Origin of the sequence: Rheinheimera sp. (genome assembly GCF_030690345.1) — a bacterium.
GTDB lineage: Bacteria > Pseudomonadota > Gammaproteobacteria > Enterobacterales > Alteromonadaceae > Alishewanella.
Genome location: NZ_JAUYGV010000006.1, coordinates 62,570 through 78,824 on the forward strand (window position 1 = coordinate 62,570; position 16,255 = coordinate 78,824).

Consider the following 16,255-nt stretch of genomic DNA (forward strand, 5'->3'; position numbering starts at 1 on the left):
GGAATAAAAAAGGGCAGCTTAAGCTGCCCTTTTTTATTGCATCAGCGATTAATAAAAGCTGATTTTAAAGTCGACACCAAAGGTACGTGGTTCGTTAACAAAACCGGTCAGGTTGTTGAAGTCGACCGCGCCTTTTACATTGTCCTCGTCAGTAATATTGCGGCCGAATAAACCGACTTCATAGTTACCGTCATAGTTAATGTAAGCCACACGTAAACCCGCTTCGTGCTGGTTGTTGGTGCGGAACTCAGCCGATTCATACAAGAACAGGTTGGTTTTACCCTGTAGCGCGAAATCGGTATAAACATAGATTTCACCACTGGTAACCGGGTAGTCATAGCGGGCGTTTAACGTCAGAATAGTTTCCGGTGCCTGGGCAAAAGGGTTACCGTCAATAAACGGCCGGCCTTCGTTATTAACCGGATCCAGAATGGTACAGTTACCAAAGCCACAGCCACCTACTACAGTGTTGTTGTCTTTAAACTCGGTTTTGTTGTAGCTAAAACCACCACCCACGCTTAGGTTTGGCAAAACACGATAATCAAAATCTGTTTCGAAACCGTAACCTACACCTTTGTCGGCGTTATCCAGTGTATTGCCGTTCAGCTCACCGCCAATTACTGATATTTGCATATCGTCAATGGTGTAATAGAACACAGCGGCATTCAGGCGCAGGGTGTTATCCAGTAAGTCGCTTTTCACGCCAAACTCGTAGGACATAATAGTTTCTGCATCTGCTACTGTCGCGGGTTCTGCAAAAGCGATATTACGACCTTGAATAGACTGGGCGCGGAAACCATCTGCAATACGGGCAAACAGACTGGTCTTGTCAGTTAAGCGGTAGTTAGTGCTAAGCTCCCAGCTGATCTGATCATCTGATACCTTCAACGATTCATTGCCCGGCACTGTAGTGCTGAGAGTTTTAACATCATCGGTATAACGAATACCCGCAGTAACATTCCACTTGCTATCTATTTGGTAAGTACCCTGACCAAATAACGCCCAGCTGTTGTTGCCGTGAAATACCATGGCCGGATCAATTACGCCGCCAACAGTGTTTACGCCGAAGGTGGAATCGAAATAAAATCCGCCCACCTGCCAGCTAAGGGCATTGCTGGTATCACTGGCTAAACGAATTTCCTGAGTGTGCTGCTTTAAGTTACGCAACTCGTCCATGGTGTTGGACGGAAACATAATAACGCCGGGGCCATAGGTATCGGGGTCAGGGTTAACGAACAAACCACCATAACCGCCGTCTATATCACCACGTGAGAAGCCGGACGCTGTTTCATAAGCCGATATACTGGTTAAGGTCATGCCGTCCAGCATAAAATCAAGTTTCAGTGAACCGCCCCAGCTGTCGTATTCTTGCGGGTTATTGCTGGTGGCGTCGTAGTACACGGTATCACGGTCATAGTTCTCGTTCAGGTTGTTGCTACCTTTTGTGAACACATTGGCGCGAAATACCGAGGATGTGCCCTCATAATTGCGGCTGTGTAGATTCAGTAAGGCATTAACATCAGCGGTTTCATACAAAAATTGTACGCGGCCGGCACGTTCCTGATAACCACCCATGGCATCGCTCTCGCCCAGATAGGCATTATCAATCCAGTCGCTGCGGTTTTGTGATAACAGTGAAATACGCGCGGATAATTCATCAGTTAAACCGCCGCCTACAGCACCTTCAAGGTTAAACATGCCTAAGGTGCCGGCAGTGGTTTTAACATAAGCATCGAAATCCTGGCGAGGCTTTACACTGTCAAATTTAACGATACCGGCAGTAGTGTTACGGCCAAATAAGGTACCTTGCGGGCCACGGATCACTTCAACCTGCTGCACATCAAACAGCGGGAAGCTTTTTAAGATCACGTTTTCCATTACCACCTCATCCATGATAATGGATACCGGCTGTGAAGCGGCTAAGTCAAAATCGGTGTTGCCTAAACCACGGATATAAAAACGTGGGGCTACCCTGCCGTTAGACGATTCTGCGTAAAGGCCCGGCACCTTAATGGCCAGTGCGGTAATGTCGTCACCGGAGGAAAAAATCGCGTCCAACTTTTCGCCTGATAAGGTAGCGATAGAAATCGGCACTTCCTGGATACTTTGGCTGCGTTTTTGTGCGGTAACGGTGATGGTTTCCAGTTCCTGTTCTTTCGCATTTTGACCTTTGTCACTTTCCTGCGCTAATAACGCCGGAGAAAGGCCAACAGCTGCACTAAACAGGCCGGCCTGAATGGCCGCTGACAACACTGACTTAGTATATGGCTTCATTAAGGTGAACCTTATATTGATGATTTACGATGATTTGTGTGTGTTATGTAACGATTAGTTTGCTGGAGTGACCACAGCGAATCGTTTGGACAAACGTGGGCTAATATAGCAGTTTGTCGCACAAAATGCTCAACCTGGCGTAGTTTTGTCATCATTCTGTCAGCAAGATGAGCTAAAGCCGTGTAGTCTCGTATGGGTATTTATTCGCCAACCGTTGAGAGTGTTATGCGTAGTGTGATTTTTTTGCTGCTGTGCTGCAGTGTGCTCATCCCGGCCCATGCCGCCAGCAGTGGTTGGCAAACTGCAAAACATTTGCAGGCAGAGCTTATCAGTGAGTACCGGCAGGTGAGTGCCGGCCAGCAGTTGCAGTTGGCGCTGCATTTTGTGCCGGATGAACACTGGCATACCTACTGGCAAAACCCCGGTGATTCCGGTTTAGCTACCAGCTTAAGCTGGCAATTGCCGGACGGTGTTACAGTGGGCGATATTCAATGGCCGGTGCCGCAAGCGATAGCGGTGCCGCCGTTGATGAATTATGGTTTTGCAGGCGCCACTGTGTTGTTGTCAGATCTCAATATTGCGCCGGATTACGCCGCCAGCAGCATTGATATTCAGCTGCAGGCCGACTGGCTGGTGTGTGAAGAAGTATGCATTCCGGCCGAAGCGCAGCTTAGCCTGACCCTGCCGGTTGGCAGCAGCGCCGTAGTGGCGGCAGATTACGCGGCGCTGTTTCAGCAGGCGCGGCAGCAATTGCCGCAGACACTGCAGGCCAACGGCCGCTTTGATACCTCCGGTGGTGCTTTTTCTGCCACTGTCGACTTGCCACAACCGCTACAGATAGAGGCGTTTTTTGTCGCCGCGCCGGAGCTGGTCGATCACGCGGCGTCGCAGCAAATCAACCTGCAGGGCAACCAGCTGTTATTGCAACAGCCGCTGAATACGTATTTTTCCGGCGTAGCGCCGCAAATTGAATTGGTACTGGTCACCGCCGATGCGGCTTACAGTGTACAGCTGACACAGGCCGGGCAGGGGGCGGCAGAAATTCTGGTGACGCAGGGGCAGCAGCGCGACAGCGCGTTATGGCTGATCTTGCTGATGGCCGGCGCCGGTGGCCTGATCCTGAATTTAATGCCCTGCGTATTTCCGGTACTGTCGCTAAAAGCGCTGAGCATTGCAGCTAACAGCGCACAACAGGCACAGCAGCAACGTGATGCACTGTTTTACAGTGCCGGCGTGGTGCTGAGCTTTGTGTTGTTAGCACTACTGCTTATTGGCTTGCGCGCTGCCGGTGAAGCGGTAGGCTGGGGTTTTCAGTTGCAAAACCCTTACCTGGTGGCGCTGTTGGTGTATTTGCTGTTTGCGCTGGGGCTGAGTTTGTCCGGTGTGGTGCAGTTTGGCCTTGGCCTGATGAACACCGGCGGTGCCTTGGCCACGGCTAAAGGTGGTAAAGGCTCGTTCTTTACCGGGGTGCTGGCCGTGGTGGTCGCCAGCCCCTGTACTGCGCCCTTTATGGGCTCGGCTTTGGGTTATGCGGTAGGCCAAAGTGCGCCGGTGGCGCTGCTGGTGTTTACAGCACTGGGGCTGGGTATGGCGCTGCCGTTTTTACTGCTGGCTTTTGTGCCCGGTTTTGCCAAGGTGCTACCCAAGCCCGGGGCCTGGATGGATACACTGAAACAGTGGTTGGCATATCCGTTATATTTAAGTGCAGTATGGCTGCTGTGGGTGTTTGGCCGACAGGCCGGGGTGGATGCGCAGGCGCTGTTGTTAATCGGCGTGGTATGTGTGGCAGCAGCATGCTGGTTGTGGGGCCGCCGGCAATTGACGCAGCAAGGTGCTGCAACTGCCATCGCGGTTTTGTTGCTGCTGATAATTGCGCTGGCGTTACCGGCGCTGGCGCCGAAACCGACAGTTGATAACGCAACGGCGCAGACGCAAACGGCCGCTGCGCACTGGCAAAGCTGGTCGGCAGCCACCTTGCAGCAGTTGCGCTCTGAAGGCAAACCGGTGCTGGTGAATATGACAGCCGACTGGTGTATTACCTGCCTGGTGAACGAACGGGTGGCGCTGAACACCGACAGCAGCAAGGCGGCGCTGGCGCTGTATGATGTCACCTATTTAAAAGGTGACTGGACACTGCGTGATGCGGCTATAACAGAGTATCTGCGTTTGTATCAGCGCGATGGTGTTCCCCTGTATGTGTTGTATTGGCCGGGGCAGCCGCCACAAGTGCTGCCGCAAATTTTAACGCCCGATACGTTGTCGCAAACTCTGGCGCGGCTGAGTCGGCAACCGCAGTCTTAACGTTAACGGTCATAAGACCGATACTCAACAGGAGCAATACAGATGAAATTACATCAACTGGTACTGGCTGCATCGGCAGCTTTGTTGTCACTGGGGTTAGCTGCCGCGCCGCAAGTCGGCGCGCCGGCACCGGATTTCAGCGTGGTAGACTCCAAAGGGGCTAACCATAAGCTAAGCGATTTTGCCGGCAAAAATGTGGTGCTGGAGTGGACTAACCATGACTGCCCGTTCGTGAAAAAACATTATCAGGGCAATATGCAGGCGCTGCAGGCCGAAATGCAGGCACAGGATGTAGTATGGCTTAGTGTGATCTCATCCGCGCCCGGCAAGCAGGGCCATGTCAGTGGAACAGAAGCGGATGCGTTAACGGCCAGCCGCAGTGCACTGCCTACCGCTGTGGTATTTGATGAAAGCGGCACAGTGGGACAAGCCTATGACGCTAGAACCACACCGCATATGTATGTAATAGATAAAGCTGGCGTACTGCAGTATATGGGCGGTATCGACAGTATTCCGTCGGCTAAAGTGGACGATATCGCCAAGGCGACACCGCACTTTGCCAATGCTGCTAAGGCTGTGCTGTCGGGTGAAAAGCCGGACCCGGCGATAACCAAGCCTTACGGCTGCAGCGTAAAATACTAACTACCACGTTAAGGCTGGTCTTGCTGTCGCCGCTACCCGGCCGGCAGCAGGGCTAAGCTTGTTTGCGGTTGATATCACCTTGCTGCTGCGGCGCATTAAGCTGCAGCCAGCTGCCAAATTCCGCTATCGGCATGGCTTTGGCAAAATGCCAACCCTGGCCTAATTCAATGCCCAAAGCGCGCAGCAGGCTGGCCTGCGATAAGTTCTCTATACCTTCGGCAACGATGCTGTAATTTAATAACCTGGCGATATCGCGGATTTTCGGGATCAGCGTCGATTTAATGCTGTCAGCTTCCATGTCCTGGATAAAGCTTTTATCAATTTTCAGGTAGTCGGCATTTAGTGAACGCAAGCTGGTCAGGTTGGAGTAGCCGGTGCCAAAATCGTCTATTGACAGTTGCAGGCCGGCGGCTTTCAGCTCGGCCAGATGTTTGGTGGCACTGCTGAAGCTGAGCTCTTGTTGTTCGGTAATTTCCAGCACCAGCTTAATGCGGCGCTGCTGTACTTCCGGCAGCTGCAATAACTCCAGGATCTGGCCGCTGGCAATGTCATGCGGATACACATTCAGCGATAAATGAAACTGCTCAGGCAAGTCCTGTAATTGGCTGAGCTCTGTCAGCGCCTGTTTGGCAATAAAGCAGGTGAAACGGCCGCTTAAGCCCAATTGGCTTAACACCGGAATAAACTGCAGTGGGCACAAAGTGCCCAGCGGATCGCGGTAACGCGCCAGCACTTCACAGCCAATAAGACGGTTATGCTGTAAATCCATAATGGGTTGAAATACAACGGAAAAATAGTCTCTTCGCAGGCCGCTGCGTACGCGGTAACGCAAGCTGTGGCGGCGCACGGCCAGTTGGCGCCAGCCAAACCAGGCCAGCACACTCAGGGCGAGAATGGCCAGCAGCACAATAGCGCTTTGCAGCGGGTAGCGTTGCGCCAGGGTATAAAAGCTGAACTGTTGGCTCAGGCAGAAGCGCGAGTAGCTACTGCATTGCTGATAAAAATAATGCGGCCAGGCCAGCCGGGCCAGCGTAGTTTGCGTGGCAGAGGCAATATATAAGCCTGTGGTACCGGCAATATGGGCTGGCGTGCTGCCGGCAATATTCACCGTTTGCCAGCGCACATCGGAGCGCGGCGGGGCGCGGTCGATATCACTGACAATACTGACACTGTAGCGTTTTTGCCGCACCACTGTGCCGTTAACTTGTTGGCTGAAGTCGCCCAGCGGCTGATCCAGCCAGATGCTGCTGTTTTGCAGTGAATAAAAGCTGGGTTCACCGTGCGGTTGGGCCAAATCGAGCTTGCCGGAGCTGGCAGAACATAAAGCGCCGTTATCGCCATAGTAGCTAATATCGCGAATGTAGCGTGCGCTAATCAGCAAGCGGCGCATGGCGGCTAAATCTACTGCACTACAGTTGTGCGGCTGCCTTTGATTTAACTGATCCAGCGTGAGCTGGCTTTCGCGGGCAATGGCGTCCACTTTAAGCAGATAGCTGGTAGCACTTTGCTGCAGGCTGAAATGCACCGCCCGGCTCACGGCAAATGCCAGCAAGCAACTGAGACACAACGCTGCAGCCAGAGCAACAATGCCGGCAAAATACCTGTGATATACCCAGTGTGCCAAACTTACCTCAAACCACCAGCGGCAATCATAGTTGCCGCAGCTTATCTTGCTACTGCCGTTAGGGTACAGCGCTTAAGTGTAACTAACTGTTCACTACAATACTGTTCACTACAATATGTGCGCTGACGTCTCTGGAAGGTGTGCAACCATTGTTAGCAATAAGCGACATCTTATGATGTTTGCTTTAATTTTGTTGTTACTTCAGGTAACGCAGCAGGGTTATCAACTGATTTATACTGCTGAGCTCATGCCGCTGCATAATCAACTCGCGGCCCAGCTGCAGGGCTTTGCGCTCGCTGTGCGACCGGGTAGTGGTGTCAGTTATCTGCGTGAAATCGGCAACCTGTGCCAGGCCAACCGTACGGCGGATCAGTTCACAACCGGCGTACCCCAGACTGTCGGCTAAAATTTGCTGCATAAAGCGCTGCTGATACAGGCTGTTTTGCAGTGCCGGTTCACGGCATTCGTTGCTAAGCAACTGTTTAAACTGCGCTGCAAACTGCTGCCACAAGGTTTCAATCTGGTTAAGCAGGTAGTTTTGCTGTTGTTCGCGCTTGCTGTTGTCGGCGGTTAAGCCAAAATGACCAAGGTAGTTCAGCAGTAAATTACCGAGCAAGCTGCCAACATCAAAGCCAATCGGGCCGTAAAAGCCAAACTCGGCATCTATTACTTTGCAGTTGTCATCATTAACAAAAATACTGCCGCTGTGCATATCGCCATGCAGCAGCGCCTGCGGTTTAGATAAAAAGTCGGCTTTGAGCTGTGCCACTTCGGCCTGTAAGGCTTCGTCATGCCATAACTGCTGCGCCTCGCTGCGTATTTCGCCGCTGATATTATTACGCTCATGGTTGCAGTAAGGGTCGGTAAAGAACAAATCTTCGGTGATCAGACACAGCTCGGGGTTTAAAAAGCGGCCCACCTGCTGTTTTTTGTTCGGCCCGGTCAGCGCAAAATCGCTGGTGTAATACAGGGTGTTGGCCAGGTAAGTTGCTAACTGCGGCGCCAGATGCGGATATTGCTGCCCCGCCACCAATTCAGCGCGTAAAATGCGATAGTCTTTTAAATCTTCCATTAAAATAGCCGCCTGCACCGGGTCGTAATGCAGCACTTCTACCGTATGTTGCTGGCACAGTTTACGGTGGGCAATTAATACTTCAGCTTCAATCCGCGCGCGCTCTATGGTCAGCGGCCAGCTTTCTCCCACGCAGCGGGCATAGGGCAGGGCTTGTTTTACAATCAGACTGGTGCCTTTATCATTTTCGACCCGAAATACCAGATTCAGATTACCGTCACCAAACTCCTCACAGCTTAATTTACTGTGATCGCCAAATAAGCCGCTGTGCTCATCGGCAAAACGCATTGCATCATCAGTGGTAAAGGTGTGGTATCCGGCCATAGTGTGGTCTCTTAACTTGTGTTGAAAATAGCTGGGCTGCATAATCGCAAACCTGATAGACGTCTGCAACGCCAAACAGGAATAAGCTATGAAAAACTTAACCGCCTTAAGTCTGAAAACCGTACAGGGTGAGCTGTATGTGCTGGATCAGACGCAGTTGCCGCAGCAGCAATTGTGGTTACTCTGCCAAACGGTAGCGCAGATGGTTAGCATGATCAAAGCTCTGCAACTGCGCGGCGCACCTGCCATTGGCATCGGTGCCTGCTTATTACTGGCCTACCGCGCCGGTGTCGGCGACAGCCGCGAGCAATTGTTGCTGGATGCTGAAGTGCTGCGCGCCGCCAGGCCCACCGCGGTAAACCTGATGAATAACCTCGATAGCATGATAGCGGCGCTGCAGCAGCAAGATTTTAAAACCGCCGCCATAGCCTGTGCAGAACAGCTGTTTGCCGAAGATGTGGCACTGTGCCAGCGCATGGCGGCCCATGGCGCGGCCTTGGTGCAGGAAGGCGAGCAATTATTAACCCACTGTAATACCGGCGGCCTGGCGACTGCCGGTGTCGGCACGGCGCTGGGGGTCATTAACCTCGCGCATCAGCAAGGCAAAAATATCCGCCTCTGGGTAGATGAAACCCGGCCACTGCTGCAAGGCGGGCGCTTAACGGCGTGGGAGTGCCAACAACTGGGCATTCCGTATCAGCTGATCTGCGACAATATGGCGGCGATGTTAATGGCGCGCGGCCAGGTCGATCGCATTTTTGTCGGCTCCGACCGCATCGCTGCCAATGGCGATTTTGCTAATAAAGTAGGTACTTACTCGCTGGCGGTGTTGGCGCATTATCATAAGGTACCGTTTTATGTGGTAGCGCCGCACACCACGGTAGATTTAGCCTGCAGTGACGGCAGTGCTATCCCGATAGAGCAGCGTCATGCTGATGAAGTGCGGGGTGTTAGCGGCGGTTTTGGCAGCGCAATATGGGCACCTGAACAAGCACCGGTATTTAACCCGGCTTTTGATGTTACCCCAGCAGCGCTGGTAACCGGCTGGGTACTGGACAGCGGCGTGTACTCACAGGCAGATATCGTCAGAAGGGCGCTGGAACGACATATCTTATAAGTACACCCAACCTTGATAAACCTTGTTTATGAATTTGCAGATAACTGCGCTATTGATTTTGACCATCCGGAAAGTACTGGTTTTTTAATTTATCCAGGCTGCCGTCAGCAGTTATTTTTTGCCATGCCTGTTGTAGTTGCCGCAATTGCGGCAGCGTGACACTTTGTTTACTAAACGCAAAGTAGACTGAGTTCTGATGCAGAGTGAACGCAAGCTTATGTTGCTGAGGGTTTAATACACCTTCAAGATATAACTGCTGCAGATTGAGACTATCTTCGAAAGTAAACTGAACCCGTCCTGCAATAAATAAATCAAGTTTTTGCTGACTGGAGCTTACGTATATTAAGCGTTTAGACCAGTCTGGGTCCCGTGCAAGGGCTTGTTCAAACTGTTCGCCATAATAGATGCCCTGCATTACAGAAATGGCTTGCCCGCTTTGTAGTAACGCGGATAAATCTTTTACCAAGTTGGCCCCCGGGCTGTTGCTCAGTACCAAAATACGTTCTTGTTGGTGTGGGCCAACGAAATATGCATAGCTATCGCGCTCTGGGTTATGTGACATATTGCTCATGGCATCCAGCTCACCTGACGCTAATAGCTGTAAGGCCCGCCCCCAAGGCACTTCTATATAGTTGGCTTCACAGCCTGAATTTTTGGCTAGCAGATGGAACAATTCTGCATTAAATCCCTGCCAATACACTTTGCCGTCTGTATTCTGTTGTTTAATAAATCTGGGAGGATAATGCTGTGCCTGTATGCTGAGTTGGCAACTGGTAGAGGCAGATATCGCTGCTGGTAGCAGAATAAAAAATATGCTGAGGACTTTGAGCATGGTGTGCTACCCAGACTGCGGTATATTAATTATGCCGTTAAATCAAGTTCTGGCAACCTTGTTTTAGTTCAAGCCGGGGGCGTGTTATGCCGTGCGGGTTAAATATGCATCGCCAGTACTAATATTATGCAAATATCTAATAGGTGTTAGGTTGGGGTTGACATGACAATCAGTAAAATTGGGGAAACCAGTAACAAAAAAGCAGAGTTACACCGGGGAGTAGTAACTCTGCAGACACACGGGGAGGTGTAATCTTAACTAAACCGGCGTGGGTGCTTACTCCACACCGGGTAACTCAGGTAACAGCAGGCGCTTACTCTGCCGCTACCTTTAACGCTGTATCAGCAGGCGCTTACTCTGCTGATACTCTTTACGCTATATCCGCAGGAGTTTACTCTGCTGATACCATGGCAACATCCAGGCCGCTGTTGGCGTTGTTTAACGCCAGCTCTAAGCGTTGCAGGTTGTGCTGACTTACATCGCTGCGGTTTAATTCTGCCGCGCGTTTAAAGTCGGCCAATGCCGCCAGGTTGTTGTTTTGTAGTAAACGCAGTACGCCACGGTTAGTCAGGGCGTATGCGCGCATTTCGCGCTTGTCGCTGCTGCTGACATGGTGGAACTGCTGGGCGGCAGATACTGCGCTGTCGCATGCACTGCTGGCCTGCTCAAGTTTGCCGCTTTTGGTAAAACCAACGCACAGGCTCATTTGGCGGGAGAAGTTATCTACTTCTGCGCTGTTGCTGGCCAGTGTTTCACTGATACCCTGGTCAAATTGACCTGCCTGCAAGGCGGCCACGCCAGGTGTATCTTCAATCAGTACCATTTTATAGCCGTTGGTGGTGGCTGATGCGAGGAATGAACCTGAGGCCATCAGCATCAACGCCAAAGAACTGCCTAATTTAATTGCTCTCGCTTTCATAATGTGTTGCTCCCAATTTCCCATCCAGGCAGCCGCTATCGGTCTGCAGGTGTAAGTTTGAGCAAAAGCACTAAATCTGACAAACGATAAAAAAACACCTGATAAGTGAAATAAATTCATTTATCAGGCGCTAATGTTTTTCATATACGCAAGATCGCAGAAAATTACTTGTCCAGATGAAAGCTTTGCAGTATCCAGTCGATCAATAATTGAATTTCTTCGCGGTTGGCGTCATCGTCGTGCCGTACCAAATAGTAGCGGTCGCGGCTGAGCAGTTCCTGCTCAAATAAACGCTGCAAGCTGCCGTTGCTGAACCAGCTGCTGCTGATGGGCAGCGGAATGAGTGCCACCCCTAAACCCTGCTGCGCCGCGCGGGCTACGCTGAACATGCTGTCGAGCTGCATAATTTGTTTTGGTTGAAAATTATGGTAACCCACGTGCTCAGCCCATTGATGCCAGGCATGTGGCCTGGCCTGGTGCAATATCAGCGGCACCTGTTCTAAAATGCGGTAGCCTTTGCTATGCCATTTGTTGTACTGCGCGCTGTTGCAGGCCGGCACATAGCTGATAGGGAATAAATCGTAAGCGACGGCTTCTTCCGGCTTTTTACCGGACAGTATGATCGACAAGTCAGTGTACTTAGGGCTGTCGCGGCGTGATTTTACCGTTTCCAGCGTCAGGTTAATGTTCGGATATTGTTCTGACCAGCCAATTAACCTGGGCACAAACAGCTCGCTGGCAAAAAACTCCGGCATTGAAATGCTGACTTCCAACATGCGCTCTGCCTGGCTGAACTCGCCGATAGTGGTGGCTAATTGCTGCATCAGCGGCGCTATCGCCTGATAAAAGCGTTTACCGGTTTCGGTCAGCACTATGGCGCGGGTTTTACGCTCAAACAAGGCTAAATTAAGGTTGTCTTCCAACTGTTTAATCTGATGGCTAACGGCAGACGGCGTTAAATACAGCTTTTTGGCTGTCTCTTTAAAACTTAAACATTCGGCAGCGACACAAAAACAGCGCAGGCCGCGCATTGGTGTGTGCAGTGGTAACATAAATTATCCGCTTAACTGGCTAAAAAGTGGCAGCTGTAGTGTTACAGCCGAATATGACAAGCTTAAGCAATAGTTACACCAGCGCAACTGCTGTGGGTAATTAATTGAAAATAAACTTGTTATATCATGCAATTTTGCAGCTGCCATGGCGTATTGCACCAGCTGGGTGCAACCGGCGTGATGTTTACGTCAGCTGTTTACATTAATAACGGAAAACGCGTGGCAATATCACTACCACTGAAGTTAGCGACCCAACCATCGGGGTTATTGAATAAACGTATGGCACTGAATTCCGGTTCGCTGCCCATATCAAACCAATGCGCAGTGCCTGCAGGTATGCTGATTAGATCATTCTGCTGACACAGTACCTGATACACCTTGCCGGCAATATGCAGGCAAAACAAACCCTGACCGCGGACAAAAAAGCGTACTTCATCTTCACTGTGGCTATGTTCAGCGAGAAATTTCTGCCGCAATGCGGTTTTGTCCGGGTGATTAGCGCTTAACGAAATCACATCGACGGTAATATAGCCTCGTTCAGCTTTTAACCGGTTAATGTCGGCTGCGTAGGCTGCCAGAATCTCAGCCTGGCTGCTATGCGCGGTTAGCGGTGCATCAGCCTGCCATTGTTCGAAGCGAATACCGGCTTTGGCCAGCACAGCGCTGATTTCGCTGCTGTCACTGCTTTCAAACAGTGGTTGTGTGGCGGTATCCGCCGCAAACAGGCGTAAATGGCTCATTACTGCGGCTCCTTAATTTGTGTAAAACTGCTGACCGCAGGGTGTTCAGACGGGCTCTGGCCGTCGCGGATTAACTGCACCGTAGCGATACCCAGGACTTTGGCGGCATCCAGTTCGGCCGTCACATCAGATAAAAACAGCACTTGTTTTGGTGGCAACTGCAGCTGCTGCAAAATAGCGGCATAAGAGGATATATCGCGCTTGGCGCCAATGCGGGTATCAAAATAGCCACTGAACAGCGGTGTCAGATCGCCAAAATCACTGTATTGAAACAATAACTGTTGTGCCTGCACCGAGCCGGAGCTGTAAACATACAGCTTGATACCTTGCTGCTGCCACCGGGTTAAGGCGGCAAAAGCATCCTGATACAGATGGCCGCTAAAGGCGCCGCTTTGATAACCTTGCTGCCACACCATGCCTTGCATTGCTTTTAATGGCGTGATTTTCTGATCTTCCGCTATCCATTGCTGTAACTGCTCAATAATAGCGTCAACAGTGGCATCAGGCTGCTGCATCAGGCTGCGGCAAGCATCCAGCTCTGCGGCGACTGCTGCTTCGGTGGCGTTGGCGCGGATAAAACCCGGCAACTCGCGGGCGGCGTAAGGAAATAACACCTCTGTGACAAAGCTGATACGGCTGGTGGTGCCTTCAATGTCGGTAATAATGGCAGAGTACTTCACGGCTTACCTTGTTAGTTTTAATCTTTCCAGCTCGCAGTTTATAAGAAACTCCCAGCCTTCTAAATGCCTTTTTGCCTCATCCAGGCTATAACCCCACACATAGAGGCCATGGCCGCGCACTAATAAGCCAAAGTTTAAGCTCTGCCCGGCCCAGCGCTGCGCCACCTGTTGCGCTAATGCCGGTATGTCTTGGGTATTGTCAAATACCGCCAGCGGGCAGGGCGCGTCGTGAGTATTATTGCCGCGGATGGCTTTTTGCATTTCATAGCCTTGAAACAGGTAGCTGTCGTCGCTGATCAGCCGGGAAAACACCGTCGCCTGTACCGAGTGGGTATGCAGCACCGCCTTGATAGCCGGATCCAACTGATACAGCTGTGCATGCAGTGCGGTTTCTGCCGAAGGCTTACCGGGGCAGCTTAAACTGCCGTCTTGCCAACTTACCGGTAGCAAATCTTGCGGGCTCAGCTCGCCTTTATCTTTGCCTGAGGCGGTAACCAGGGCGCTGTGCTCTGAACTTCGGATAGAAAAATTACCGCCGGTGGCCGGTACCCAATGCCGGTTGGCGATCCAGCGCCCCAGCGTGCATAAAGCGATGGCGTTTGGATTAAGCTGATGCAGTTGGGCAGTATTATTCATAATAAGATAAACCTGGTTGCTATACGTTTGAACGTTTAGATGTCTATACATAAAACGGGCTAAATGATAGCATTCAAGCCGGTTTTAGCAACTTTTTCTTGCCGTTATGACACTCAAAAGCAAACTGCCAGGCGTTGGCACCACTATCTTCAGCCAGATGTCGCAACTGGCAACTGAGCAGCAAGCAATTAATTTATCTCAGGGTTTTCCGGATTTTGCCGCCAACCCGCGGCTGGTTTCGGCGCTGGCTGAATACAGCGCGCAGGGCCTGAATCAATATGCACCTATGCCGGGAATCGCGGCATTGCGGGAGCAAATTGCCGTGCTGGTACAACGCTGTTATGGCCGGGCTGTCTGTCAGGCAGAAGAAATTACCGTTACCAGCGGCGCAACCGAGGCGTTATTTGTTGCCATCAGTGCCACCGTAAACCCGGGCGATGAAGTGATTATTTTTGACCCGGCCTACGACAGCTACGCGCCGGCGATTCAGTTAAACGGTGGCAGCGCCGTGCATATAGCGCTGAATGCGCCGGACTATCGCGTTAACTGGCAACAAGTGGCCGCTGCCATCACACCGCGTACCAAGCTGATTGTGGTGAATAGCCCGCATAACCCAACCGGTATGGTATTTAGCCAGGCTGACTGGCTGGCATTACAGCAACTGGTATCGGCGCATAATTTGTACTGCATCAGCGATGAAGTGTACGAGCATATGGTGTTTGACGGCGCGGTGCAGCTAAGCGCCAACAACTTTGCTGAGCTCGCTGCGCGCAGCTTTATCGTGTCGTCCTTTGGTAAGACGTTTCATGTGACCGGCTGGAAGCTGGGTTATTGCGTCGCACCGGCGGCGTTGACGGCAGAGTTTCGTAAAATTCATCAGTACGTCACCTTTTCCAGCTTTACCCCGGCACAATATGCTATTGCCGATATGCTGAAGCAGCACAGCGAGCAGGTGCGCAGTTTGGCGGCATTTTATCAGCAAAAGCGCGACAACTTCGCCACGCTGCTGGCCAATAGTCGTTTTAAGTTGCTGCCCTGCCAGGGCACTTATTTTCAGTTAGCCGATTACAGCGCGATAAGCGAGTTGGATGATGTTGCCTTTTGCCGCTGGTTAACGATTGAGCACAAGGTGGCGGCGATACCCTTATCGGTGTTTTATCAAACGCCGCCGCAAAGCCGCATTATCCGTTTTTGCTTTGCCAAACAACACAGCACCTTGCAGGCTGCGGCGGAGGCGTTATGTCAGCTGTAAAGCCGCTTCGGGTAGCGTTGCTGCAAACAGAGCTGGTATGGCAGGATGCGCCGGCTAACCGCCAGCAACTGGCATTGCAGATAGCACAGCTTGACGCCGATCTGATTGTACTGCCGGAAATGTTTAGCAGCGGTTTTTCCATGCAAAGTCAGGATATTGCTGAGCCTGAAGCTGACAGCCTGGGCTGGCTTAAGCAGCAGGCGGCGCAAAGCGGCGCTGCCCTGTGTGGCTCGGTGGCTACCCGCACGCCGCGCGGCTGTGTTAACCGCTGTTATTTTGTTACGCCGGACGGCAACGTGAGTGTTTATGATAAAAAACATTTGTTCCGCATGGCCGGTGAGCATCAGGCCTATGTTGCCGGTGAGCAGCGGGTGGTAGTGCAGTACCGCGGCTGGCGCTTGTTGCTGCAGGTATGCTATGACCTGCGCTTTCCGGTATTCAGCCGCAACCGCAACGATTATGATATCGCGCTCTATGTCGCCAACTGGCCGGCTGCCCGTGCGCATGCCTGGCGCACCTTATTGCAGGCACGGGCAATAGAAAACCTGGCCTTTGTGCTGGGCTGTAATCGTGTTGGCAGCGATGGCAATGGCGTGGCTTACAGCGGTGATAGCCTGATTGTCGATTATTGCGGCCAGCCTGTCGCAGAATTGGCCCCGCAGCAAGCCGGTGTACTGTGTGCTACGTTAGACTATGCACAGCTGGTGCAGTACCGGCAACAATTTCCGGCCCATCTGGACGCTGATCCGTTTCAACCGGGCTAATCTTTTCCTACTTCTGCATTGTTAAC

At 51.7% G+C, this 16,255-nt stretch carries 14 protein-coding genes; 5 read left to right on the forward strand and 9 right to left on the reverse strand.

The genetic code is table 11. The features are described 5' to 3' along the window. Positions 1 to 48: 48 nt before the first annotated feature. The gene (locus Q8O77_RS05100) at positions 49 to 2,274 is read right to left on the reverse strand and encodes a TonB-dependent receptor (RefSeq protein ID WP_305551767.1); all 2,226 of its coding nucleotides are present in this window, start codon (positions 2,272 to 2,274) and stop codon (positions 49 to 51) included. Between the two features lie 225 nt (positions 2,275 to 2,499). On the opposite strand from Q8O77_RS05100, the gene Q8O77_RS05105 reads away from it, so the two are divergent. Then, complete coding sequence (locus Q8O77_RS05105; protein ID WP_305551768.1) at positions 2,500 to 4,575, forward strand: protein-disulfide reductase DsbD; 2,076 nt, start codon at positions 2,500 to 2,502, stop codon at positions 4,573 to 4,575. 42 nt (positions 4,576 to 4,617) lie between these two features. Continuing rightward, the gene (locus tag Q8O77_RS05110) at positions 4,618 to 5,217 is read left to right on the forward strand and encodes a redoxin domain-containing protein (protein ID WP_305551769.1); all 600 of its coding nucleotides are present in this window, start codon (positions 4,618 to 4,620) and stop codon (positions 5,215 to 5,217) included. Positions 5,218 to 5,269: 52 nt separating this feature from the next. On the opposite strand, the gene Q8O77_RS05115 is transcribed toward Q8O77_RS05110, so the two are convergent. Together Q8O77_RS05115 and mtnK are read right to left on the reverse strand one after the other, a co-directional pair. Further along, on the reverse strand, positions 5,270 to 6,841 hold the full coding sequence (locus tag Q8O77_RS05115; protein WP_305551770.1) for an EAL domain-containing protein: 1,572 nt from the start codon (positions 6,839 to 6,841) through the stop codon (positions 5,270 to 5,272). Positions 6,842 to 7,037: 196 nt separating this feature from the next. Then, positions 7,038 to 8,237, reverse strand: coding sequence for an S-methyl-5-thioribose kinase (gene mtnK / locus Q8O77_RS05120; protein WP_305551771.1), 1,200 nt, complete (start codon positions 8,235 to 8,237; stop codon positions 7,038 to 7,040). An 88-nt stretch (positions 8,238 to 8,325) separates the two neighbouring features. Between mtnK and mtnA the strand changes: the two genes are divergently transcribed. After that, positions 8,326 to 9,354, forward strand: a complete 1,029-nt coding sequence (gene mtnA, locus Q8O77_RS05125; RefSeq protein WP_305551772.1) for an S-methyl-5-thioribose-1-phosphate isomerase — start codon at positions 8,326 to 8,328, stop codon at positions 9,352 to 9,354. A 49-nt stretch (positions 9,355 to 9,403) separates the two neighbouring features. Here the strand turns inward: mtnA and Q8O77_RS05130 are convergent, their stop codons facing one another. The 6 genes from Q8O77_RS05130 to Q8O77_RS05155 all read right to left on the reverse strand — a co-directional run bounded on the left by Q8O77_RS05130 (position 9,404) and on the right by Q8O77_RS05155 (position 14,213). After that, positions 9,404 to 10,186, reverse strand: a complete 783-nt coding sequence (locus Q8O77_RS05130) for an ABC transporter substrate-binding protein (protein WP_305551773.1) — start codon at positions 10,184 to 10,186, stop codon at positions 9,404 to 9,406. 391 nt (positions 10,187 to 10,577) lie between these two features. Next, positions 10,578 to 11,105, reverse strand: a complete 528-nt coding sequence (locus Q8O77_RS05135) for a tetratricopeptide repeat protein (RefSeq protein ID WP_305551774.1) — start codon at positions 11,103 to 11,105, stop codon at positions 10,578 to 10,580. Positions 11,106 to 11,269: 164 nt separating this feature from the next. After that, positions 11,270 to 12,157: a LysR substrate-binding domain-containing protein gene (locus Q8O77_RS05140; RefSeq protein ID WP_305551775.1), complete on the reverse strand. Its 888-nt coding sequence runs from the start codon at positions 12,155 to 12,157 to the stop codon at positions 11,270 to 11,272. A 197-nt stretch (positions 12,158 to 12,354) separates the two neighbouring features. Continuing rightward, positions 12,355 to 12,897 (reverse strand): acireductone dioxygenase, encoded by a 543-nt coding sequence (locus Q8O77_RS05145; RefSeq protein WP_305551776.1) that lies wholly within the window; start codon positions 12,895 to 12,897, stop codon positions 12,355 to 12,357. Next, positions 12,897 to 13,577: an acireductone synthase gene (gene mtnC, locus Q8O77_RS05150; RefSeq protein ID WP_305551777.1), complete on the reverse strand. Its 681-nt coding sequence runs from the start codon at positions 13,575 to 13,577 to the stop codon at positions 12,897 to 12,899. The genes Q8O77_RS05145 and mtnC overlap by 1 nt, the downstream gene beginning before the upstream one ends. Positions 13,578 to 13,580: 3 nt before the next feature. After that, entirely contained in the window at positions 13,581 to 14,213 is a 633-nt protein-coding gene (locus tag Q8O77_RS05155; RefSeq protein ID WP_305551778.1) for a methylthioribulose 1-phosphate dehydratase, read from the reverse strand. Positions 14,214 to 14,319: 106 nt separating this feature from the next. Here Q8O77_RS05155 and Q8O77_RS05160 point away from each other — a divergent pair, with 106 nt between their 5' ends. After that, positions 14,320 to 15,465 carry a pyridoxal phosphate-dependent aminotransferase gene (locus tag Q8O77_RS05160; protein ID WP_305551779.1) on the forward strand — a complete coding sequence of 382 codons (1,146 nt, stop codon included), beginning with the start codon at positions 14,320 to 14,322 and terminating at the stop codon, positions 15,463 to 15,465. Further along, on the forward strand, positions 15,453 to 16,229 hold the full coding sequence (locus tag Q8O77_RS05165) for an amidohydrolase (RefSeq protein WP_305551780.1): 777 nt from the start codon (positions 15,453 to 15,455) through the stop codon (positions 16,227 to 16,229). Before Q8O77_RS05160 ends, Q8O77_RS05165 begins: the two co-directional genes overlap by 13 nt. Positions 16,230 to 16,255 lie beyond the last annotated feature (26 nt).